Consider the following 22,135-nt stretch of genomic DNA (forward strand, 5'->3'; position numbering starts at 1 on the left):
ACAATGTCGCGGTGGTGTCGACTATCCCCGACACCACCGCTGGGAGGGCAAACACATTCACCGATCGGAGGCGTTGGACTGTCGTGATGGGAGCGTGGTGGCCGAGGCTCGAACCAGGAGTCGGCAACCGGCTCATCTGAGCCGGTCTGAGTAGCCCGTTACCGCCCGTTGCGCCGATTCGACCGCCACTTTAGGACAATTGTTCAGAAGAATCTTGGTACCGATTGCAGAGACGGAGCGCAGTGTACGCAAAGCATGTGACATTCAACGATTTCCAGGTCGTCTGGGTTACCGAAAGATCCACCTTCATTGCCTACTGTGAACACTATCCGGGGCTGTTCGCCAAAGATCCCTGGTCGGCAGTGCGCGCCAGACGGAGTCTGGAGGACCTGGCGCGCAATGTACTGGTGTGCAATGACCTTTCGTGAGTTCCATAGGTCGGTGCGTTTCGGCCTGTAGGCCCAGGATCGAAACAATCGCGAAGGTCGCCGAATTCGAACGGTCATTTGTGCTCGAACGCGTCGGCAGGGTGCTGCCGCAGCTCGAGTGCACGGCGTCCGGGAACGGAACTCGCTGAGCACCGAGTGGTCGACTTGAAATCCTTGCGGGCCGCTGGCCTGGCGGGAAGTTGTACCTGACCTGCACAACTACTCGGTGCACAAGCGGCGCGAGATGCGCGAGCGGTGCGCCGCGCATGGCGTGGCACTGGTTTCCCGCCGACGTACTCGTCCTGGCTCGACCCGCTTGTTCAGCAGTCTCCTAGACGCCGTCATCGGCCAAATAGCATGGCATGCAGCCGACGTCCAGTCGAGCCGGATAACGATCACCCAAACGAACAGGCAGCAGTCCATGGTCGAATGCGTCCTGGACTCGCTGGGTCCCCAACGGTGCCGCGCCAACGGCGCTGAATTCCCACAGGTGCCCGGTACCGTCCGGTGCCCAGCCCTCCGGATCGAGCTCGTAGACACGCTGGACAACACGATCGACGACGACGATGGCGTGGCGTGCACCTCGGCGGACAGCGGTTCCGATGTGCCACCACCGACGGTCCATTTCATAGGAGACCTGGCCACCCGATGTGTCGACCAGGGCCTCAACGTCCGGCCACGGGCGCGAGATCACCAGGGCTATCCGCGCACCGATCGACTCCAGATGGCCCCATCGGCGATGTACCGTCTCCCGCCCCAGATGGGTCACGGCCGCGATATCGCCGAGGTCTGCTGTGTGGTCGAGAGCTGCGGCCGCCCCACCTGCCATCCACGGGTCGATCTCGCACTCGAGGACGCTGCATATGTGAAGAAAACCGAGCTGAAGCTCCCGGACTTCAACGGCATCCAGGGCTGCGTTCTCGTATCGCCGCCAGGCGTCCGGCCCGAGACCCGAGATGACGCCGGCCATGCGCGTCACGATCCCATGGATTTCCCGGGAGAGTTGAAGCCGTTCCGCCGGTCGCAGTTCACGAGCGAAGCCAGCCGTATGACCACTGCCATCCATCGTCGGATGCTCCATATCCCTTGACTCTAGACGTGACTTATTGTCAATTGCATCGATTTTGCCGAATTGCAATACATCTTAATGGCCGTGCCTCCGCGGGCGTCGCTCGGATTACCCTATGTTTCATTCTAATTCTCCTCGAGAAGCTTCTAATTCTCTTCAAGAAGCTTCTAATTCTCCTCGAGAAGCGCGGTGTGATCCGGCCGGTGCATTGCCGACTTCGGCACGGGTCCGTTTCCGCGACAAACGCTGGGTTCATTCCTCTGTGTCAGAGTGGCGGAATGCGGTCCACTGCAACGTTCCGTTGCCTGGACGTATTTTGGGTGTCGGCGTGATGTGAGTCGCTCGTCGATTGCTGCGGAAGAAGTAATGCTGGCGGACTCAGTACTGGCATTACCGACACGCGGCGACTGTGTGGCGTCCTGGTGCGAGGACTCGCCGCGTCGACCGGCTTGCCTTTGCTGGGCCGGCAACCCACGACCTTAGGGTTCCTCAGGAAAACACGCAAACGTTCCGGGGAATACTTCCTGATTGCCGCTTTGGGGACGGTCCTCAATCGGATAATTCAGTCGAACCGATTCGGCTGGCAGGGTCTCGTCATGATCGCACCGCTGGCCGGCCCTCGGGTCCCGCCATAAATTTCCAGGATTTCATGCGACTTAATCCGGCAAATCTGTGACCAGCCACTACCGAACGGCTAGAGTCATCCGCGATGAACCCCGAAGGTGCGTGCGTGCGCGGGCGGTCGCAGGTCTGATGTCGACGCGCATGAGGAAGCGCCGGAGCTACTCGTCGCGGGCCAACACGGCGACCTGCGGCGTGACGCCGGTGCCGATCAGGGCGTGTGCACCTTCATGACACGTCCGTTCTCGCGGACTTCGAGTATCAACGCGTCGGCGGCGACGTATGTGTAGGAGCCTTGGTCGAGCGGGCGGGTGCGGAACGTCTCGAACCGGGCGTCGAGATCTCGGGCCATCATCGGTCCCTGCGATTTGGAAAGTGTTGTGATGCCGAGGGATTCGACCAGCTTGTGCACATCTGCCGGTCGGAGTGTGCCCCCGGCAGGATTCGAACCTGCCGGACCCGGGTGTGAATGGATGCTCACCCGGGAGAGTGTTCCGGGTGCGGGTTAGCCCGCGTCTTACTCGTTCATCGTGCGTGGTGCGCGGAAGCCCTGCTGTGCTTGCGGACGGATTCGCGGGTGCCTTCGGCGGCGGCCAGGACGCGCAATACCAGTGCGCAACCGAGGAATCCGAAGATCACCATCAGGGTGACGGCGATGTGCGGCACGGCTTCTCCTTTACCTATCTGGGTGTGCGCCCGGTTGCGCGTGTGCGCGTACGGGTCCCCACTTCATACCTCCGATGCTGGTCAGGTCGCTGATCCTGACGGTTTCTTTACAGTCGTGTGCCGTGTTGTTGACAGGATCCGAGCGGGCTCGAGAAGGCCAAACGGTAAGGCATCGATCTGGATGTCCGTGGTCGGGAGGAACCGGCGAACGACTGCGCAGCGAGCAACAAGACAGCAAATGTGGTAGCCGCATTGAAACCAAAATCCCTCTGCCTGGTGCCCCTATCACCGCTGGCGCAATGCAACCCATGCTCAAATAATGTGGCGTAGGCCGCAGTTCTTGCATGACGCAGTTACGATGTGGCTATCATCCTTGCCGCATGTGTCCGATAGGCAGTGGTCAGGGAGCTTTTCCAAGTCGAATCCAACGAGAGGGTGGTCGCATGACTCGTCGGTGTGGAGAATCCAGGACCAGCGCGTCGCGACGCGCCCTGCTGCCGATCGTCGGCGCAGTACCACTGGCCGTCGCTGTGGTGACCTGCTCCAGCGCCACGGGCGCCGCCGCGACGCAGCCCGGCGTCCCGGCTCCCGCGGTCTTCGAGCAGCTCTGGACGAGCCCGGTACCGCCCGGTGCGTTCGGCATCCCGGTGCCGGAGAGTGTCCCCGACGCCCGGCTCGATCAGGCGAAAAATGCTGCAGCCGCCACCAATGCCGTCATCGGCGGCGGGCTGCACTCGGTTGACGACAACTACTCGGACCGGGTCACCAGGCTGAATGTGGGTAGCGGTGCAGCCGGTCTCATCATCGGCGCGGCCGTGGCGGCTATACCGTGCGCGGTGATCGGGGCAGTGCCGGGAGCGATTATCGGGGCTGCGTTCGGTGGGGCTGCCGGCGGGGTCGTGGCCGGCCTCGCCATGGCCGTTCCGACCCTGGGGGTGGGTGCGCCCTTGGGGGCCGCAGGCGGCACCCTCGCTGGGGCCGGCGCGGGTGCTGCGGTAGGCGCCCTGATCGGCGGGACAGTGGCCGCTGTCTCCGGTGGCATCGTGGGCGGAGTTGTCGGTTACGGGCTCGGCGCGGCCACCGGGACCGGCAACGGTTTGCAGGGTACTTAGCCTGAATTCATCGGGTTGAAAAAGACCGATTGGTACGAGATCTCGCGTGTGCAGTGGGGGAACCCTAAGCTGTCGTCCGTGAATTCCGGGCGGGCAATGGTCGACGGGCGTTTCGAGTTGATCGAACCGCTCGGCAGCGGCGGCATGGGCACGGTGTGGCGCGCCTACGACATCGCGCTGCACCGCGAGGTGGCGTTGAAAGAGGTGCGGGCCGAAGGCGACGCGGGCTCCGCGGAGGTACAGCGGGAACGGGTGCTGCGCGAGGCACGCGCGCTCGCGCGCATCACGCACCCGAATGTGGTTGCCATCCACCACATCGTGGACACGCCCGCCGAGAAGCATCCGTGGATCGTCATGGAACTGGTCGCGGGCGGCTCGCTCGCCGACCGGCTGGACGAGGGGCCGATGTCGCCGGGGCAGGCCGCCTGGGTCGGTCGTGGCATCCTGGCCGGTCTCCGCGCCGCGCACGCGGTGGGTGTCCTGCACCGGGACGTGAAGCCCCCGAATGTGTTGCTGCGCACCGACGGTTCCCCCGTCCTCACCGATTTCGGCATCGCCGCCGTCAACGACCTCACCGGCCTCACCTCCACAGGCAGCGTCGTCGGCTCGCTCCCGTACGTCGCCCCCGAACGACTCCAGGGCCACGAGGGCAACCCCGCCTCCGACCTCTGGTCCCTCGGCCTGGTCCTCTTCGCCGCCGTCGAGGGCTACCAGCCCATGCGCCGCGACACCGACGTCGCCACCCTCGCCGCCGTCCTGATGGGCACGGTCCCACCCCCACGCCAGGCCGGCGCGCTGACCCCGGTCCTGCAAGCCCTCCTGGTCCCCAACCCCGGCCACCGCCCGCCGGCCGACCAGGTCGACCAGATGCTCGCCCAGGTCACCCAGGACTTCACGCCGCCGGCCCAGGACTTCACGCCGCCTGCCCGAGGCTTCACGCCGCCTGCCCGAGGCTTCACGCCGCCGGCCCAAGGCTTCACACCGCCGGCCCAGGGCTTCACGTCGCCGCCCCAGGGCTTCACGTCGCCGCCCCAGGACTTCACGTCGCCGCCCCAGGACTTCACTCCGCCGCCCCATTTCCAGGGATTCTCGACGACGTCCGGACCGCAGAACTCGACGTCGTCGCAGGGCTTCCCGGCAATGCCCCCGCCCCAGGGGTTTCCGACCGCACCGCAGCAGCCGGGCTTCGCGACCACTTCATCGTCGACGGGATACCCGACAGTCCAGCAGCCCCACGGATTCACCGCATCCCAGCCGTTTCCACCGGTCTCGTCGATCCCTGTTCCTGCTGCGCCGCAACGCAATTCGCGTCCCTGGATACTCGCCGGTGTCGGTTTCGTCCTGGCTGTCGCCGCGGTCGCCGCCATTGCCCTGTGGCCTTCCTCGTCCGGTGGCGGCCAAGGCCTATCGGGCCAGCCGAACGTCCCCACCCAACCCACCGGCATCCCGCTGAGCGGCGTCATCCCGCCCACCGTCATCGCCCCCACCACCGCCAAGGGTGACGCGACCACCGACCTGCTCACTCCCGACGGCATCCGGAAGGCCGTCGCCGCCCTCGAAAAGGTCACCGGCGGCAAACAATTCACCGAAACCACGATCTACCCGACCTACATCGGCACGGGCGCCCCGGTCCAGGGCCAGCCCAAGCTCTACGACAAGTTCTCCTACCGCAACGGGACCGCCAAACGCGACGGCGCCGGCAGCGAGCTGACCGAGCCCACCATCGACCTCGGCTCCATCAACTGGGACCTCCTCCCCGCCCTCCTGACCGCGGCTGCCCAGCAACTCAACGTCCCCCACCCCACCAGCCGCTACATCATCGTCAACCCCGCCTGGACCTTCAACGACGATCAGCCCAGCCTGCTGGTCTACCTCTCGGACGACTACGGCGGCGCCTACCTGGCGGCCGGCCTCGACGGCACCATCGTCAAGACCTACCCCCGCAATTAACCGTTCAGGCCACGGTCGAGGCCGCAAGGCGCGTGGGGCTCGGTGGCGGGCGTGGCCCCGCTGGTGGGCCCGATCATCGGCGGCATTCTGGTGGACGGGCTGGGCTGGAAGTGGATCTTCCTGGTGAATGTGCACGGCGCACTGATTCCGGCTCGGCTTGCCGCGCACGGCATTCCGTCGGTCGGTGAGGGTGCGAGCGGATCCCTCTCGGGCACAGTGCAATCCGCGTTCAGCGCCGCGCTGGTGCAGTCGATGGTGCTGCTTTCGGCGGTGCTGATCGGCGGTATCGCTGCGTGTTTGCTACTGGGGCATCGGACTCCCGCGCCATCCCCGGCGGCCGCGGCGCAGGAGGCGGCGGCCGCCCTGGGCTGACCCCCACTTCGCCTTCGCAATGCCCCCGGAGAGTATCGCTCTCCGGGGGCTTCAGCGCGTCCGGGTTCCGTCGAAATACCAGGTCCTGACGGTTTCTTGATGGATTTGTGCGGTATGTCGACGACATCCCTCCGACACGCGGCGCGACCCTGTAAGCGGAGCGTCAATGCGACCCGCTGGGACGCTAAGAAGGCGTAAAGGGCCTCGAAGTTGCGCTATCCGGGCGCTTGACTCACTCCGGCGCGTCTCAGGACGTGCCCGTAAGCAGAGAGGTTTCGAGACATGTCTGTCGTGGTGTTCACGGTGCTGACGGTGGCGATCTTCGCCCTGTTCGGCTTGATCCAACGCGGGGTGGAACGGCTGTGACGCAGAACATTATCGGTCTGGTCCTGGCCGTCGGTATCGCCATCTATCTGGTGGCGGCGCTGCTGTATCCGGAGAGGTTCTGAGTGAGCACGACAACAGCGGGGATCCTGTTCGCGGTATCCCTGGTCATCGCGCTGGCCGCGGTGCATGTGCCCCTGGGCGACTACATGTACCGGGTTTACAGCAGCGAGAAGCACTCCAAGGCCGAGAAGGGCATCTATCGACTGATCGGCGTGCAGCCGGGCGTCGAGATGACCTGGGCCGTCTACGCGCGCAGCGTGCTGGCCTTCTCGGCCATCAGCGTGCTGCTCCTGTTCTTCCTGCAGCTGATTCAGGGCAAACTGCCGTTGCACCTGAACGATCCGGGCACCAAGATGACCGCGGATCTGGCGTGGAACACCGCCATCAGCTTCGTCACGAACACGAACTGGCAGAACTATGCCGGTGAGTCGACGATGGGTCACGTCGTTCAGGCCGTGGGCCTGGGCGTGCAGAACTTCGTCTCGGCGGCCGTCGGTATGGCCGTGGCGGTCGCGTTGGTACGCGGCTTCGCCCGCCGCCGCAGCGGCGAACTCGGCAACTTCTGGGTGGATCTGGTGAGGGGAACCACCCGTATTCTGCTGCCGCTGTCGATCGTGTTCGCCATCGTGCTCGTCGCGGGCGGCGCGATCCAGAACCTGCACGTGTACGACCAGATCGCTCAGACGGTGGGCAACACCGGTTCGCAAACCCTGCCGGGCGGACCTGTTGCCAGCCAGGAAGCGATCAAGCTGCTCGGCACCAACGGCGGCGGTTTCTACAACGTGAACTCGGCACACCCGTTCGAGAACCCGACCGCGTGGACCAACTGGCTCGAGATCTTCATGCTGCTGGTGATCAGCTTCTCGCTGCCGCGGACCTTCGGTCGCATGATCGGCTCCAAGAAGCAGGGCGTGGCCATCGCCGCTGTCATGGCGACCCTGGCCATCCTCAGCGTCACGGTGATGAACTTCTTTCAGATGCAGCACCACGGCACCGTGCCGAGTGCCATCGGGGCGTCCATGGAGGGCGTGGAAACCCGCTTCGGCGTCTCGGATTCGGCGACCTTCGCCACCGCGACCACGCTCACATCCACCGGTGCGGTGGACTCGGCGCACGACTCGTACACCAGCCTCGGCGGCATGATGACCATGTTCAACATGCAGCTCGGTGAGGTCGCGCCGGGTGGTACCGGTTCGGGCCTGTACGGCATGCTGATCCTGGCCGTGATCACGGTTTTCGTCGCCGGTCTGATGGTCGGCCGCACCCCGGAGTACCTGGGCAAGAAGATCAACCCGCGCGAAATCAAGCTGGCTGCTTCGTATTTCCTGGTGACGCCGCTGATCGCGCTGACCGGCACGGCCATCGCGATGGCACTGCCGGGCGAGCGAGCGGGCATGGCCAATTCGGGTCCACATGGGCTCTCGGAAGTGTTGTACGCCTTCACGTCCGCGGCCAACAACAATGGTTCGGCCTTCGCCGGTCTGTCCGGCAACACGGTGTGGTGGAACACCGCGCTCGGCTTCGCCATGGTGTTCGGTCGCTTCGTCCCCATGATCTTCGTGCTGGCGCTGGCCGGTTCGCTGGCCGCTCAGGGTCACACCCCCGCCTCCGAGGGCACGCTGCCGACGCATCGGCCGCAGTTCGTCGGCATGGTCGCGGGCGTCACCGTCATCCTGGTCGCGCTCACCTTCCTGCCGATGCTGGCGCTCGGCCCGCTCGCTGAAGGAATCCACTCATGAGCACTCCCACCATCGATTCTGCGCCGGTGAAAGCGGCGCCCGGCAAGCCGAAACGCGGTGTCTCGGCGGGGTTGTTCGACCCCAAGATGCTGGTGAAGTCCCTGCCGGACGCGGTCAAGAAGCTGGATCCGCGCACCATGTGGCGCAATCCGGTGATGCTGATCGTCGAGATCGGCGCGGTCTGGTCCACCATTCTCGCGCTGGTGCATCCGACGTTCTTCGCCTGGGCGATCGTCGTATGGCTCTGGCTGACAGTGATTTTCGCCAACCTGGCCGAGGCCGTGGCCGAGGGCCGCGGCAAGGCGCAGGCGGACACCCTGCGAAAGGCCAAGACCGACACCATCGCTCGCCGTCTGGTGGACTGGTCCCCGGGCGCACGGGTGGTCGAGGAGAAGGTCGCGGCCCCCGAGCTGCAGCGCGGCGACCACGTGGTCGTCGAGGCGGGCCAGGTCATTCCGGGTGACGGCGATGTCGTGGAAGGCATTGCCTCCGTGGACGAGTCGGCCATCACCGGTGAGTCCGCGCCGGTGATCCGCGAGTCCGGCGGTGACCGTTCCGCGGTCACCGGCGGCACCACGGTGCTGTCGGACCGGATCGTCGTCAAGATCACCCAGGAGCCGGGCGGCTCGTTCATCGACAAGATGATCGCGCTCGTCGAGGGCGCCTCACGGCAGAAGACGCCGAACGAGATCGCGCTGAACATCCTGCTGGCCGCGCTGACGATCATCTTCGTCTTCGCGGTGGCGACCCTGCAGCCGCTGGCCATCTTCTCGAAGGTCAACAATCCGGGTGTGGGCGACAACCAGACGCTCGACATCAACGGTGTCACCGGCATCGTGATGGTCTCGCTGCTGGTGTGTCTGATCCCGACCACCATCGGCGCGCTGCTGTCCGCCATCGGCATTGCCGGTATGGACCGTCTCGTGCAGCGCAATGTGCTGGCCATGTCGGGTCGTGCGGTCGAGGCCGCCGGCGACGTCAACACCCTGCTGCTGGACAAGACCGGCACCATCACCCTCGGTAACCGCCAGGCCTCGGACTTCGTACCGATGCCGGGCGTCACCGCCGACGAATTGGCCGACGCCGCACAGCTTTCCAGCCTCGCGGACGAGACCCCCGAGGGTCGCTCCATCGTGGTGTACGCCAAGCAGGCGTACAACAAGCGGGAGCGCACCCCGGGCGAACTGGTCGGCGCCAGCTGGGTGGAGTTCACCGCCCAGACCCGTATGTCGGGTGTGGACCTGGCCGACGGCCACCAGCTGCGCAAGGGCGCGGCCTCGGCCGTGACCGAATGGGTCCGCTCCAATGGCGGCGAGATCCCGGAAGCGGTCGGCGTGACCGTCGACGGCATCTCCGCCTCCGGCGGCACCCCCCTGGTGGTCGCGGAGATCAAGAAGGGCACCGCCAAGCTGCTCGGCGTCATTCACCTGAAGGACGTCGTGAAGCAGGGCATGCGCGAGCGCTTTGACGAGATGCGCAAGATGGGCATCCGCACCGTCATGATCACCGGTGACAACCCGTTGACCGCCAAGGCGATCGCGGACGAGGCCGGTGTGGACGACTTCCTCGCGGAGGCGACTCCCGAGGACAAGCTGGCGCTCATCAAGAAGGAGCAGCAGGGCGGTCGCATGGTCGCGATGACCGGTGACGGCACCAACGACGCTCCCGCCCTGGCGCAGGCCGACGTGGGCGTGGCCATGAACACCGGTACTTCCGCCGCCAAGGAAGCCGGCAACATGGTCGACCTGGATTCGGACCCGACCAAGCTGATCGAGATCGTGGAGATCGGCAAGCAGTTGCTGATCACCCGTGGTGCGCTCACCACGTTCTCGATCGCCAACGACATCGCCAAGTACTTCGCGATCATTCCCGCGATGTTCGTGTCGCTGTTCCCGGGCCTGGACATCCTGAACATCATGCGGCTGCACTCGCCGCAGTCGGCGATCCTGTCGGCGGTCATCTTCAACGCGCTCGTCATCGTGGGCCTGATCCCGCTGGCGCTGCGCGGTGTGAACTACCGTCCGTCGAGCGCGTCGAAGCTGTTGAGCCGGAACCTGTACATCTACGGCATCGGTGGCATCATCGCGCCGTTCATCGGGATCAAGCTCATCGACCTTGTCATTCAATTCTTCCCGGGGATGTCCTAATGCGTATGTCAGCCTGGATTCGGCAACACATCGCGGCGCTGCGCGCGCTGCTGGTGCTCACGGTGATCACCGGGCTCATCTACCCGGCCGTGGTTCTGGGTATCTCGCAGATACCCGGGCTGAAGGACAAGGCGGACGGTTCGCTGATCACCAAGGACGGAAAGCTGGTGGGCTCCAGCTTGATCGGGCAGGCGTTCACCGACGGTAAGGGCAATGCGCTGGTGCAGTACTTCCAGACGCGTCCGTCCAACTCTTCCCCGGCCCCCGACTCGACCACCGGTATGAGCGCGATCCCGGACGGCTACGACCCGACCAACACGTCCTTCGGCAATATGGGCCCGGAGTCCGTGGTGGACAGTCTGGACGCCAGTGACCCGAAGAAGGACAAGCTGAGCCTGCTCAGCACCGTGTGCTCGCGCAGCGCGGCGGTCGGCCAGCTCGAGGGTGTGGACGGCAGTCGTCCGTACTGCACCTCCGGTGGCGTCGGCTCGGTGCTGGCGGTCATGGGCGACCGTGACTCGCACGGTCTGGTCACCCACCCGACCCAGGTGATCAGCGTCAACGAGGCCTGCTCGACCGATCCGAAGAACCCGACCACGCCGTTCATGCAGGCATACGAGGGCGTCAAGGTGGAGTGCGGCAAGCGTGGCGAGGACTACTCGGCCGGTCAGATCGTGCCGATCCGCGGCGACGCGTCGGTCGACACCCCGGTGCCGACCGACGCGGTGACCGCCTCGGCCTCCGGCCTGGACCCGCAGATCTCCCCGGAGTACGCGGCCATCCAGGTGGCGCGGGTTGCCAAGGCGCGCCACGTCTCCGAGGATCAGATCAAGGCCCTCGTGGATGCCCACAAGAGCGGCCGGGCCCTGGGCTTCATGGGTGAGCCCACGGTCAATGTCGTCGAGCTGAACTACGACCTGGACAGCAAGTACCCGTCCAAGGGCTGATCAGCCGACCCCTGGGGTCCGGTCGCTTCGCTCACGAAGGCGACCGGGCCCCTTTGGCATGCCGGCTGCCGGTCCGGCGAACACGTGGTGGGGTTGGGCAGCTCACCGCACGAGCGAGAACTGGGCCGCGGGTAGGCGCATGGCCGTCGGTGGTCACCGTCTCGACGACGGAAGCCTTTGCCGCGTAGGCGTATTCGGTCCGTGCGGATCGGTGGCCGCGATGGTGCGGCAGGAGGCGGCGGTCGGCACAGGGGGCCGGTCGTCGCCGAGCACGTGCGAGGCCCCGAATTCTGTTGTGTTACCGCGTCATCGGTAGCGCGTATGGATTCGGTAAAGAAGGTGGGCCGGGGCGAACGGGGGCCGTCAAGATCGGGCGATCAGCCCGTTCGCTCGGCCTAGCGTCGGTGCCGACAAGGTTCCGTGGTCGAAAGACGAGGCGTCGGTTCGATGGATAACCCAGCGGATGAGCTGTCCGCACTACGTGAGCTGGTGAATCACCGTGGCGTGGTGGAGTTGCTCGACCTCCTGGCCCGCGAGCCGCACACGGTGCGGCAACTGCGCGCCGAACTCGGCCTCCGCAGGCCCGGAGTATCGCGAGTCCTACGGCTCCTGGCCGCCTACGGCGTCGTCACCGCCGACCACGTCGGCACCTGGGACGACCCCCTCGACATCGCCGGCCCCGTCCGCCTGACCGAAAGCGGCTGGCGCACCATCGAATTGCTGAGCAGCTTCGCGGTCTGGGAAGCGCTCTACCAGTACCCGCATTCGGCCCGCGACCGCTGATCATCAGTCGGGTCCGCGCAGGATCGGGCCGGAATCGTCGTGTTCGCTACCATCGGTTCGGGGATGGGGCTACCACCAGTCCAGGATGGGCTCGAGTTCGCGGGCGAGTTCGGGGGCCATGGACCGCGAATAGCTTGCGGTCAAATGGTGTTCGTCGTGGTAGATGAGGATGTTGCCCTCCACGACCGGGCAGATGTCGGGTTCGCAGACCGCGTCGTTGGGGTCGATCAGGTGCATGTTCGGGAAGGCGGCGGCGGGCGCGGCGGCCGGGTTCTCCAGGCTGAGGGCCTCGGCACGCGGGATGCCGCAGCTGAGACGATCGCCGCCGCCCGCCAGGCAGTCGATGGCGCGGTAGCGAATACCGTTGCGGCGCAGCCACGGAGTGTCGCGGATGCCGATGATCTGGAGCCCGCGGTCGGAGAGCGCCGACCAGACGTCGACGTAGTCCTGCGGGGTCTCGTCGCCGCCATTGTCGCTGGGGCGGGTGGCGGTGGTGAAGACGTACTCGGGGCGCTCCACGCCGAGCCGGTCGATCACCTCGGACGACCAGTCGCGGCAGTCCGGGTTCTGCTGGCCCTTGTAGATGGGCTCCTCGGCGACCGTGAGTGGGCAGCCCATCTTCAAGTAGACGACGACCCGGAAACGGTACTGCTCGCCCAGGATCTGCAATGCCGGAATCCAGTGCTCGGCATGCGAATTGCCCACCACCGCGAGGGTGCGGTGCGCGTCGCGATCACCGTAGGTGCAGGTGACGACCGAGCGGGTGTCGAAGTCGGCGATGCAGCCGTCGCGCGTGGGGTAGGCGATATCGGCGGGGGCTTCCTCGGTGGTGGGGCGCATCGGGGCGCGCGGCACCAGCGCGTGATCGGTGAGGGCCTCCGCGCCCGGATATTTTGCGGGATCCAGCTCGCCGACCGCGTGCGCCTTCGCACCCATGCTCCACTGCCAGGTGAAGGTCGAGCCGACCAGCAGCACCCCGACCGTGGACACCGCCACCCCGGCGAGCACGCGGCCGCGCGCGGGGGTCGCGGCGGGCCGCGAGCGCAGCCGCAGCGGCTCCTCGACCAGGTGATGGGTCACGAAGGCCAGCAGCAGCGAGATCAGGATGATGACCAGCCCGCCGAGCCACCCGGCCCGCCGCTGATGCAGTTCGCCCAGATAGAAGATGAGCATCGGCCAGTGCCACAGGTACAGCGCGTAGGCGAATCCGCCGAGTTGCACCACCGGCCAGGAGGCCAGCAGGCGATTCACCAGCGGCTGATCGGCGGTGTCGCGGCCGGCGCCCGCGAGAATCAGTGCGGCCGTGGCCAGGACCGGAATCAGCGCGGCCGGGCCGGGGAAGACCAGGGAGCCGTTCACCATCCAGCCACAGCAGGCGATGGCCGCGATTCCGGTCCACGCGAACACCTCCCGCGTCGGCCTGGGCAGCCGGATCAGCGGCGCGGCCAGGGCGAGCAGACCGCCGGCGAGGGGTTCCCAGGCGCGGGCGAAGGTGTCGTAGTAGTTCCAGCCCTGCTGGGTCGAAACGCCTTCGCCGGCATGGCGGAACGAGATGATGGCTGCGGCGGCGAATATCACCGCGAGTGTCAGCCGCTGCACACCGTCCTGTCCGGCGCGGCGCAGCAGAGGGTACTCGGCGGCCAGTTTCCATGCCCCCGCCCGAATCACGCGGCGCAGCACCCAGGCCACGCCGGCGACGGTCAGTAGCAGCGCGAGATACATCTGCCCCTGCACCGACATCGACCACAGGTGCTGCAGCGGGCTCACCGAGGGATCCGCGGCCAGATAGTCCGACCAGGACAGCGCCAGATACCAGTTCTGGTAGTAGAACAGCGAGGCCAGCGTCTGGCCCGCGATATTCGACCAGCGGGTGTGGGGGAGCAGCACCACCGTGGCGACGACCACCGCGGCCAGCACCACCACCATGGCGGGCAGCAGCCGGCGCAGCGTGCGCCGGATGGTGGTCAGGACACCCACCGATCCGCTGTCGGCGCGGCGCATCAGCATGCCGGTGAAGAAGAAGCCGGACAGCACCAGGAACACGTCCACACCGCCGGATACGCGTCCGGCCCAGATATGGAAGGCGACGACGAGCGCGATAGCTACGCCACGCAATCCGTCCAGATCGAGGCGGTAGGTCCCGGGCCTGGCGGGGGCGGCCGGCGCGTCCTGTCGGTCGCTGCCCGGTGAGGTCGGGTGATCGGTGCTGGATATGGACATGGCGGCTGCCATTGTCGGTCAGGGGTCGCGGAAATTACCAATCGCCACACAGAAGAGGTCCGTGTCGTGCCCTTTGTCGCAGGTCAGGCGAATGCGAAATAGCGCAGCCACAGATATGGCACGGTCACCGTAATCGTGACCGCAGTCACCAGAATGCCCTTCCGGGTGAATTCCCAGAACGAGATCGGCTGGTCCGAGCGCCGCGCGATCCCGAGCATCACCACATTCGCGCTGGCCCCGACTGCTGTGAGATTGCCACCGAAATCCGCGCCCAGCGTCAGCGCCCACCACAGGGCGTTCGCCTGGGCCGGGTGATCGATGTGCTCCACCAGCTGGGCCACCAGCGGACTCATGGTCGCCACGTACGGGATGTTGTCGATGACACCCGACAGCACGGCCGAGACCACGAGTATCAGCATGGTTGCCACGAGCGCGTCACCGCCGGTGAGTTCGGTGGCGAATTTCGCCAAGCGCGCGATCACACCGGTTTTCACCAGCGCCCCGATCATCACGAACAGACCGGCGAAGAACAGCAGCGTCTCCCATTCCACCGCGGAGAGGTAATCCTGTTGCGGCAGACCGGAAATCAGCACCAGCGCGCCCGCGCCGAGCAATGCCACCAGCGACGGTTCGAGGTGGAAGATCGGGTGGCCGAAGAATCCCGCGAACACGGCGGCGAGCACGATTCCGCACTTGATCAGCAGCTTCGGATCGCGAATCGCCTCGCGCTCGTTCAACTGCATGATGTCGGCGGCGCGTTCGGGATCGACGTCGAAGGAGCCCTTGAACAGGCGCGGCAGCAGCAGGGTGAACACGGCCAGCGTGATCAGCACGATCGGTGTCAGATTCAGGAAGAAGTCGTTGAAGGACAGCCCCGCCCGGCTGCCGATGATGATGTTGGGCGGGTCGCCGATGAGGGTCGCCGCGCCGCCGATATTGGAGGCCAGCACCTCGGCGATGAGGAAGGGCGCCGGCGGCACCTCGAGGCGCTCGCACACCAGCAGGGTGACCGGGGCGATGAGCAGCACGGTGGTCACATTGTCCAGGAAGCCGGACGCGGTGGCGGTGATGAGCACCAGCAGGATCATCACCCGCAGCGCGGATCCCTTGGCGCGCTTGGCCGCCCAGATGGCGACGTACTCGAAGATGCCGGTCTGCCGCAGTACCCCGACAATGATCATCATGCCGAGCAGCAGGTAGATGACATTCCAGTCGATGCCGGTCTCGTGTGAGTAGAAGACGTCGTCGGAGTCGAGGATGCCGATGCCGATGACGACGCCCCCGCCGACCAGCGCCGCGATGGTCTTGTGCACCCGCTCCGATGCGACGAGCACATACGCGACGACGAAAACGGCAATGGCAACGGCGGTCACGAGGGCCGCCCCGGCGGGCTCAGTTCGCCAGCGCCACCTCGAGCAGCCGCGCGGACGTGATCACGCCGAGCAGCGTCTTGCCGTCCTGCACGGCCACCAGCGGCGACTTGTACTTCGCCATCAGCGCGGCCACCTCGACGATATTGTCGTCGGCCTTCGCCGCCGGAATCTTGGTGAGCCGCTCCGGAATCACATCTCGAACCTTCTTGCCCCGCAACCGTTTCACCACCTGCCCGCACATGGACTCGTTCAGCACCCCCGCCAGCGACGGATCGTCCTGCACGTACTTCGGCACGATGAACAGCACCACCTGCGACGCCGGCAGCACCGAATGCGGCTCCCCCTTGGCATCGGTCACCAGAATCCCGGGTAGTCGATACTCGGCCAGAAGCTTCGCCGCGTCGATCGCGTCGGAGTCCAGATCGATCACGGGATAGTCCTCGGCCATCTGAGCGGCATGCATATGTGCAGGATACGACGAAGAGCCGAGCGTTCACCGCAGCAGAATACGTCAAGATCGAAAACGGATGCCGCATCGAAACTCCCAGGTCGGACCGGTGCAGCCCGAGGTTCCGGACCGGCCGACCAGACTTCCCGGCACGCCGTGAGTAGAGATTTCGTAAACGGTACCGCGAACGGGTTTACCTGTTGCCCGGGTGTGTCAGCTCGTACACCCGGCAGGCCGTGCGAATGACCGGATAGGAGACATTGCGGACCTCGACGCCGCCCGCGGTGCGGCCGAATTCGGTGCCGCCGTGGGCGTGGCCGTGGATGGCGAGGGCGGCGCCGGCCGCGTCCACCGCCTCGGCGAGATCGTGGCAGCCCAGGCCCGGGTAGATCTTCGGGGGTTCGCCGGCCAGGGTGTCGACGACGGGGGAGAAGTGCATGAGGGCGATGCGGAGATCGGTGTCGAGGGATTCAAGGGCGGCGCGCAGGCGGGTGGCGTCGGCGGGACCGCGGCGGAAGCGGGTGCGGTGTTCGACGCTGCCCTCGGCGGGATTGCCCGGGTGGCCGGGAAATCCGCCGCTGCCGCCCATGACACCGGCGACACCCAGGCGAATCCCATTGACGGGCAGGGTGATCGCGGTGCCGTCGAGCATGTGGACGCCGATATCGCTGAGCCGCACCGAGATCCGGAAGGCGAGACGGCGGTCGTGATCGTGATTGCCCAGGACGGCGACCACCGGGACCGGCAGCTTCTCGATCTCGGCGCACAGCGCGTCGGTATCGCGCAGGGTGCCGCCATTGGTCAGATCACCGGCCAGCAGCAGCACATCCGCGTGTGCACCCAGTTCCAGCAGGGCGGGCCGGAATCGGCCGCGCATGCTCTCGCGCATGTGCAGATCGCCCACTGCCGCGATCCGGACGCGTCCGGCATCGCTCTCGCCACGGCCCATACCGTCAGCCAGCCACAGAACCTTCCTGGCTGTCAACGTTATTCGGGCCGTGGCTGGTGTTGGCTACTCGCCCAGGGGCTCCAGCCGCAGTGGGACGCCGATCCGGTTCCACAGGTTGATCTGCGCCGTCACCGCCACCAGACCCGCCCGCTGGCCCTCGTCGAAGTGCTTCTCCACGCCCGCCCAGATCTCGTCGCTCACCCCGCGCGGGCCGAGTTGCGTTGCGGCCTCGGCGTATTCCAGCGCGGCCTGCTCGGCCGGGGTGAAAAGTTCGGACTCCCGCCAGGCGTTGAGGTGCCAGAGCCGTCGCTCGGTCTCGCCCTCCTTGCGTGCCTCGGTGGAGTGCATGTCGATGCAGAACAGGCAGCCGTTGAGCTGCGAGACCCGGATCTTGACCAGTTCCCGCACGGTGGCGTCCAGGGGTCCGCGACGGATCGCGGTCTCCGCGGCGATCCAGGCCGTGTAGACCTCGGGGGCCGCCTGCTGCATGGCCAATCGCGACATGGTGTCGTCCTTTCCTCCGGTTCGTTTCCACCACCAAGGACGAGCCAGGGCCCGGGGACGTGACGGGTAGGCCGCTGTGGCCTCGATCACGCCAGTGTGGTGCTGCTCGCGGCCGGAGTTGCCGGCGGGTTCCCGGGCGGCGTCCAGGTGGACCGGTCGGCTCGCTCGGTCCGGAGGGTGGCGTTTGCCGTAATTGTGCGAAATACGGCGCGGCGGACAATAATCCGCACGTGGGAACAGTTCTGCTGATCGCGCTGGGTCTGCTGTGCTTCGTCACCGGACCCGCGTTGGCGCTGGTTATCGTGCTCGCCGTGCGAGGGTCGGCGCGGGGCGCCGCCGCCGCGCCCCGGTCCGGACACCGTGATGCCGGCCGGATACCCGTCGGCGTCGACCAGGGCCATCGCCGGTAGCCGGACGCCACGGGTTCACCTGCGCGACGACCGGGTTCCGGTGGATCCCCCAGGCGATCCACCGGAACCCGGCCGGACACCGGATCACCCCTGAACCGGTGCGCCGGAACCGCTACGGCCGCGTCATTGCGGCATAGCGGGCGATGTGTTGGTCGGTGGTGCCGAACTCGTACTGCACAGCGGTCAGGCGCTTGAAGAAGTGGCCGATGGCCAGCTCCTCGGTCATGCCCATGGCGCCGTGCAGCTGCACCGACTCCTGGCCGATGCGCCGGGCGGCGCGGCCGATGGTGGCCTTGGCGGCCGCGGCGGCGCGGGCCCGCTCGGGGGTGGGGGCGTTCAGTTTCAGGGTCACCAGATACGTTGCGGCCACGGCCTGTTCGAGCTCCAGCAGCATGTCCACCATGCGGTGCTGCAGCGCCTGGAAGCTGGCGATTGGCACGCCGAACTGCTGGCGCTGCTTGGTGTAGGCAACGGTGTCGGCGACGACCTTGCGCATGGCTCCGACCGCCTCCGCGCACACCGCCGCGATGGCCTCGTCCAGGGTGACGGCAATGGCCTCGCCCGCGTCCGCGAGCAGTAGGGCGTCGGCGGGCACGCGCAGGGCCCCGAAGGTCAGGTCCGCGGCCTGGCGCTCGTCGATGGTGCGGTACGGGCGCGCGGTGAGCCCGGCGGGCGGATGGGCGGCGTCGAAATCGACCACGAACAGCGCGATGCCGCCGTCCAGTCGCGCGGTCACCAGCAGGTGCGTGGCCAGCGGTGCGGAGGTCACCACCGTCTTCTCGCCGGTCAGCACCCAGTCGTCACCGTCGCGGACCGCGGTGGTCGCGACAGCGGTGTAGTCGTAGCCGGATTGCGGTTCCAGCGCGGCGAATCCGGTGACCACCTCGCCGGCGGCGATGCCCGTCAGCAGATCCTCGGCCCGCTTGCCGTCGGCGCGCCGCAGCAGGCCGCCGCCCACCACCACGGTGTCCACGTACGGTTCCAGCACCAGTGCCGCGCCCAGCGCCTCGGCGATGATCATGGTCTCGACCGGGCCGCCCCCGATGCCGCCCACCGACTCCGGCAGGCTCGCCCCGAGGATCCCGACCTCCTCGGCCAGCCCGCGCCACACCTCCGGCTGCCAGCCGGCCCCGGTGCGCGCCGCCGCGCGGCTGGGCTCGAGCGGATAGCGCGCCGCGAGGAACTCGGTGACCGTGTCGCGGAGCAGTTCTTGTTCGGCGGTGAAGGAGAAGTCCATGGCTACAGTCCCAGGGTGGCTTTGGCGATGATGTTGCGCTGAATCTCGTTGCTGCCGGCGTAGATCGAGCCGGCGCGGTCGTTGAAGTACCGCAGCGGGGCGACCGCCTGCCAGTCCGCGCCGGCGACGAAACCGTCGGCGGGCGGGGTGAAATCGGCGATCGGGCCGCCCGGCATGGTGGCGTGCGGCTGATAGGCGCGACCGCGCGGACCGGCAGCCTCCAGCGCGAGCTCGGTGAGCGCCTGGCTCAGCTCGGTGCCCAGGATCTTGATGGTGGATGCGGCCGGGCCCGGGTCCTTGCCGCTGGAAACCAGTGCGAGGGTGCGGTATTCGAGGACCTCGAGCACGTCCGCGCGCAGGCGGGTGTCGGCCAGCTTGGCGGCGAAGGCGGGGTCGTCGATGAGCGCGCCGCCGTTCGGGGCGACCTGCTCCGTGGCCGCCCGGGCGAGTTCCTCGGCCATGACCTGCAGGGCCGGGGCCGCCGCGCCGCCGCCGCGCTCGAAGTTGAGCAGGTACTTGGCGACGGTCCAGCCGTCGTCGATGGCGCCCAGCACGTTCGCCTGCGGCACCCGCACCTGGTCGAAGAACACCTGGTTCTGCACCTGCTCGCCGGAGGTCATGACCAGCGGGCGGATCTCGATGCCAGGTGTGCGCATGTCGATGAGCACGAAGGTGATGCCCTGCTGCTTCTTGGCCTGCCGGGAGGTGCGGACCAAGGCGAAGATCCAGTTGGCCTCGGTGGCGTGCGTGGTCCAGATCTTGGAGCCGGTGACGACCAGGTCCTCGCCGTCGGGTACCGCGGCCATGGTCAGCGAGGCCAGGTCCGAGCCCGCCTCGGGCTCCGAATAGCCCTGGCAGAAGAAGACGTCGCCGGTGAGGATGCGGGGCAGGAAGAAGTCCTTCTGCTCCGGGGTGCCGAAAGCCATGATGGCGTGCGAGACCATGCGAATTCCCATGGGGGACAGGTTCGGTGCGCCGGCCAGGGTGCATTCGCGGCCGAAGATGTAGTGCTGGGTCAGGCTCCAGTCGCAGCCGCCGTACCTGACCGGCCATGCCGGGGCGGCCCAGCCGCGCTCGTGCAGGATGGCCTGCCACTGCATGCTGGCCTCGTGGTCCGGGTAGACGCTGGTCGCCAACCGTCCGGCACGGCGAAGATCGTCGGTTAACTTTTCGTCGAGGAAGCTGCGCACTTCATCACGAAATGCCAGATCGGCAGGCGACCAGTCGAGGTCCACGATGACTCCTTGTCCGAGAACTGACACTAACCATCTCATCGCATCGCCCCTGCTGGCAAATGTGCTGGCACCCGCCTTCACTTTAATTTCTTGACATTCCATTGTGGAGGTTTATCCTAGATTTATGTTCCACTGTGGAACATATGGCAGCGTCCGATCGAGAGGATCGACATGGACATCACCACCGGCACCCGCGCCTCCGACGCCGAGCGCGCCCAGATCACCGACCTCCTCGGTCGCCACCTCTCCGATGGCCGCCTCGACCTGGCCGAATACAACGAGCGCCTCACCCGCGTCTACGCCACGGCCACCCGCGAAGACCTCCAACTGGTCCTCGGGGACCTCCCCAAACTGCCCAAGATCGGTGCGGCCCAGTCCATCTCCCGCACCCGCTTCCCCATCTGGCAGCGGATCGAAGGCAGCGCCTGGCTCGGCGTCGGCGTCCTCTGCCTGGTCATCTGGGCCGCAATCTCCCTCGCCGCAGGCGAATTCACCTACCCCTGGCCCATCTGGGTCATCGCCCCCTGGGGCGCAGTCCTCGCCTTCCGAGTTCTCATGGGCTGGGAATCCAACGCCTGGAACCGCTATCGCACCCACTGACCCGCCCCCTCGTCGACGTGTGACCCCCGTGTGTCAGCTGGCGAGTCACCATGAAACCGATTGCGGAGGAGTGGATGCGGCGTAGGTTGCCCGAATATGGCTGACCCGCCTAACAATCCGCACGACGCCTACTTCAGGCACGTCCTGGCCAAGCTCGCCAACGCTGCCGGAGAATTGCAGGCCGTGCTCCCGCCGGCCGTATCCGCCCGCGTGGACTGGGCCGCCCTGGAACTGCAGCCCTGCAGCTTCGTCACCCCGGAGCTCCGCTCCCGCTTCAGCGACCTCCTGTTCCGCACCCGCCTGGCCGGCCACGACGCCTTCATCTACGTCCTGGTCGAACAGAATTGGTCTGCGCCCTGACGTACATTCTCAGTGTCGGTGAAATCAGCGAATCCGATCTCGGATCCGTAATTGAACAACTTGGACCCCAGGCCAAGGAGGCCGTCATGACGACAGCAGATCGTCTCCGCGCCGAAGGCGAGGTCAAAGGGCGCATCAAAGAGCGCGCTGAGATGCTGATCGAGCAACTGTCACTCGAGTTCGGCGCTTTGCCTTCTCAGATCATCGCCACCGTCCACACTGCGGATCTGGACCGGCTGCGGGCATGGGCTACGCGTGCGCGTACTGCGGGCAGCCTCGATGAGATCTTTCAGAAGTGAGGGTCCCTGTCCCGACGCCAGTGAGATCATGGTGACAACCGCAGACCGCCTCCGCTCCGAAGGCCGTGTCGAGGGAGGCGCCGAGCTACTGATTCAGCAGTTTTCATTGAAATATGGTGCGTTGCCCGAGGAGGTCGTGACGACGGTGCGCACTGCGGATCCAGCGCGGTTGCGGATTCTGGCCGAGCGAATCCTGACTGCGGCCACCTTCGACGAGGTGCTCGAGGATTAGTGTGCCGCCCTTTCAATTGGGAAGGGCGGCACACTAATCGGTTCTCA

Annotated in this window: 22 protein-coding genes and 1 pseudogene; 13 read left to right on the top strand and 10 right to left on the bottom strand. The window is 66.5% G+C overall.

Annotated elements, in window-relative coordinates:
* Positions 1-257 precede the first annotated feature (257 nt).
* Positions 258-428, top strand: a complete 171-nt coding sequence (locus ABZ909_RS10805; protein WP_356997701.1) for a hypothetical protein — start codon at positions 258-260, stop codon at positions 426-428.
* Positions 429-759: 331 nt separating this feature from the next.
* On the opposite strand, the gene ABZ909_RS10810 is transcribed toward ABZ909_RS10805, so the two are convergent.
* The 3 genes and pseudogenes from ABZ909_RS10810 to ABZ909_RS10820 form a co-directional block, all read right to left on the bottom strand.
* Entirely contained in the window at positions 760-1,509 is a 750-nt protein-coding gene (locus tag ABZ909_RS10810) for a hypothetical protein (protein WP_356997702.1), read from the bottom strand.
* Between the two features lie 829 nt (positions 1,510-2,338).
* A pseudogene (locus ABZ909_RS10815) lies at positions 2,339-2,530 on the bottom strand (transposase); the annotation flags it as partial.
* Between the two features lie 113 nt (positions 2,531-2,643).
* Entirely contained in the window at positions 2,644-2,784 is a 141-nt protein-coding gene (locus ABZ909_RS10820; RefSeq protein WP_356997704.1) for a hypothetical protein, read from the bottom strand.
* 443 nt (positions 2,785-3,227) lie between these two features.
* On the opposite strand from ABZ909_RS10820, the gene ABZ909_RS10825 reads away from it, so the two are divergent.
* The 8 genes from ABZ909_RS10825 (at position 3,228) to ABZ909_RS10860 (ending at position 12,221) form a co-directional block, all read left to right on the top strand.
* Complete coding sequence (locus ABZ909_RS10825; protein ID WP_356997706.1) at positions 3,228-3,896, top strand: hypothetical protein; 669 nt, start codon at positions 3,228-3,230, stop codon at positions 3,894-3,896.
* 78 nt (positions 3,897-3,974) lie between these two features.
* The gene (locus ABZ909_RS10830) at positions 3,975-5,846 is read left to right on the top strand and encodes a protein kinase (protein ID WP_356997707.1); all 1,872 of its coding nucleotides are present in this window, start codon (positions 3,975-3,977) and stop codon (positions 5,844-5,846) included.
* A gap of 51 nt (positions 5,847-5,897) precedes the next feature.
* Positions 5,898-6,218, top strand: coding sequence for a hypothetical protein (locus ABZ909_RS10835; protein ID WP_356997708.1), 321 nt, complete (start codon positions 5,898-5,900; stop codon positions 6,216-6,218).
* A gap of 362 nt (positions 6,219-6,580) precedes the next feature.
* Positions 6,581-6,667, top strand: coding sequence for a K(+)-transporting ATPase subunit F (gene kdpF / locus ABZ909_RS10840; protein ID WP_120737472.1), 87 nt, complete (start codon positions 6,581-6,583; stop codon positions 6,665-6,667).
* Complete coding sequence (kdpA, locus tag ABZ909_RS10845) at positions 6,668-8,344, top strand: potassium-transporting ATPase subunit KdpA (RefSeq protein WP_356997710.1); 1,677 nt, start codon at positions 6,668-6,670, stop codon at positions 8,342-8,344. It begins immediately after the preceding gene.
* Positions 8,341-10,491 carry a potassium-transporting ATPase subunit KdpB gene (gene kdpB / locus ABZ909_RS10850; protein WP_356997712.1) on the top strand — a complete coding sequence of 717 codons (2,151 nt, stop codon included), beginning with the start codon at positions 8,341-8,343 and terminating at the stop codon, positions 10,489-10,491. The genes kdpA and kdpB overlap by 4 nt, the downstream gene beginning before the upstream one ends.
* Positions 10,491-11,438: a potassium-transporting ATPase subunit C gene (locus ABZ909_RS10855; protein WP_356997714.1), complete on the top strand. Its 948-nt coding sequence runs from the start codon at positions 10,491-10,493 to the stop codon at positions 11,436-11,438. The genes kdpB and ABZ909_RS10855 overlap by 1 nt, the downstream gene beginning before the upstream one ends.
* Positions 11,439-11,885: 447 nt before the next feature.
* Positions 11,886-12,221, top strand: a complete 336-nt coding sequence (locus ABZ909_RS10860) for a helix-turn-helix domain-containing protein (RefSeq protein ID WP_356997715.1) — start codon at positions 11,886-11,888, stop codon at positions 12,219-12,221.
* Between the two features lie 69 nt (positions 12,222-12,290).
* On the opposite strand, the gene ABZ909_RS10865 is transcribed toward ABZ909_RS10860, so the two are convergent.
* The 5 genes from ABZ909_RS10865 to ABZ909_RS10885 form a co-directional block, all read right to left on the bottom strand.
* Entirely contained in the window at positions 12,291-14,441 is a 2,151-nt protein-coding gene (locus tag ABZ909_RS10865) for an acyltransferase family protein (RefSeq protein WP_356997716.1), read from the bottom strand.
* 83 nt (positions 14,442-14,524) lie between these two features.
* Positions 14,525-15,814: an ArsB/NhaD family transporter gene (locus ABZ909_RS10870; protein WP_356997718.1), complete on the bottom strand. Its 1,290-nt coding sequence runs from the start codon at positions 15,812-15,814 to the stop codon at positions 14,525-14,527.
* A gap of 19 nt (positions 15,815-15,833) precedes the next feature.
* Positions 15,834-16,277 (bottom strand): CBS domain-containing protein, encoded by a 444-nt coding sequence (locus tag ABZ909_RS10875; protein WP_356997719.1) that lies wholly within the window; start codon positions 16,275-16,277, stop codon positions 15,834-15,836.
* Between the two features lie 178 nt (positions 16,278-16,455).
* Entirely contained in the window at positions 16,456-17,166 is a 711-nt protein-coding gene (locus ABZ909_RS10880; protein WP_356997721.1) for a metallophosphoesterase, read from the bottom strand.
* Positions 17,167-17,274: 108 nt separating this feature from the next.
* A complete protein-coding gene (locus ABZ909_RS10885) occupies positions 17,275-17,715 on the bottom strand; it encodes a carboxymuconolactone decarboxylase family protein (RefSeq protein ID WP_356997723.1) in 441 nt (146 codons plus the stop codon).
* A gap of 230 nt (positions 17,716-17,945) precedes the next feature.
* Between ABZ909_RS10885 and ABZ909_RS10890 the strand changes: the two genes are divergently transcribed.
* Positions 17,946-18,125 carry a hypothetical protein gene (locus tag ABZ909_RS10890; RefSeq protein WP_356997725.1) on the top strand — a complete coding sequence of 60 codons (180 nt, stop codon included), beginning with the start codon at positions 17,946-17,948 and terminating at the stop codon, positions 18,123-18,125.
* Positions 18,126-18,237: 112 nt separating this feature from the next.
* Here ABZ909_RS10890 and ABZ909_RS10895 read toward each other — a convergent pair whose 3' ends face one another.
* Complete coding sequence (locus tag ABZ909_RS10895; protein ID WP_356997727.1) at positions 18,238-19,362, bottom strand: acyl-CoA dehydrogenase family protein; 1,125 nt, start codon at positions 19,360-19,362, stop codon at positions 18,238-18,240.
* Positions 19,363-19,364: 2 nt separating this feature from the next.
* The gene (locus ABZ909_RS10900; RefSeq protein WP_356997728.1) at positions 19,365-20,597 is read right to left on the bottom strand and encodes an acyl-CoA dehydrogenase family protein; all 1,233 of its coding nucleotides are present in this window, start codon (positions 20,595-20,597) and stop codon (positions 19,365-19,367) included.
* 171 nt (positions 20,598-20,768) lie between these two features.
* Between ABZ909_RS10900 and ABZ909_RS10905 the strand changes: the two genes are divergently transcribed.
* The 3 genes from ABZ909_RS10905 to ABZ909_RS10915 all read left to right on the top strand — a co-directional run bounded on the left by ABZ909_RS10905 (position 20,769) and on the right by ABZ909_RS10915 (position 21,856).
* Positions 20,769-21,197 (top strand): DUF1707 domain-containing protein, encoded by a 429-nt coding sequence (locus ABZ909_RS10905; RefSeq protein ID WP_356997730.1) that lies wholly within the window; start codon positions 20,769-20,771, stop codon positions 21,195-21,197.
* Between the two features lie 96 nt (positions 21,198-21,293).
* Positions 21,294-21,557 (top strand): Rpn family recombination-promoting nuclease/putative transposase, encoded by a 264-nt coding sequence (locus ABZ909_RS10910; RefSeq protein ID WP_356997732.1) that lies wholly within the window; start codon positions 21,294-21,296, stop codon positions 21,555-21,557.
* Positions 21,558-21,643: 86 nt separating this feature from the next.
* Positions 21,644-21,856, top strand: a complete 213-nt coding sequence (locus tag ABZ909_RS10915; protein WP_356997734.1) for a hypothetical protein — start codon at positions 21,644-21,646, stop codon at positions 21,854-21,856.
* The last annotated feature ends 279 nt before the right edge of the window (positions 21,857-22,135 follow it).

Source organism: Nocardia sp. NPDC046763 (assembly GCF_040645495.1).
GTDB lineage: Bacteria > Actinomycetota > Actinomycetes > Mycobacteriales > Mycobacteriaceae > Nocardia.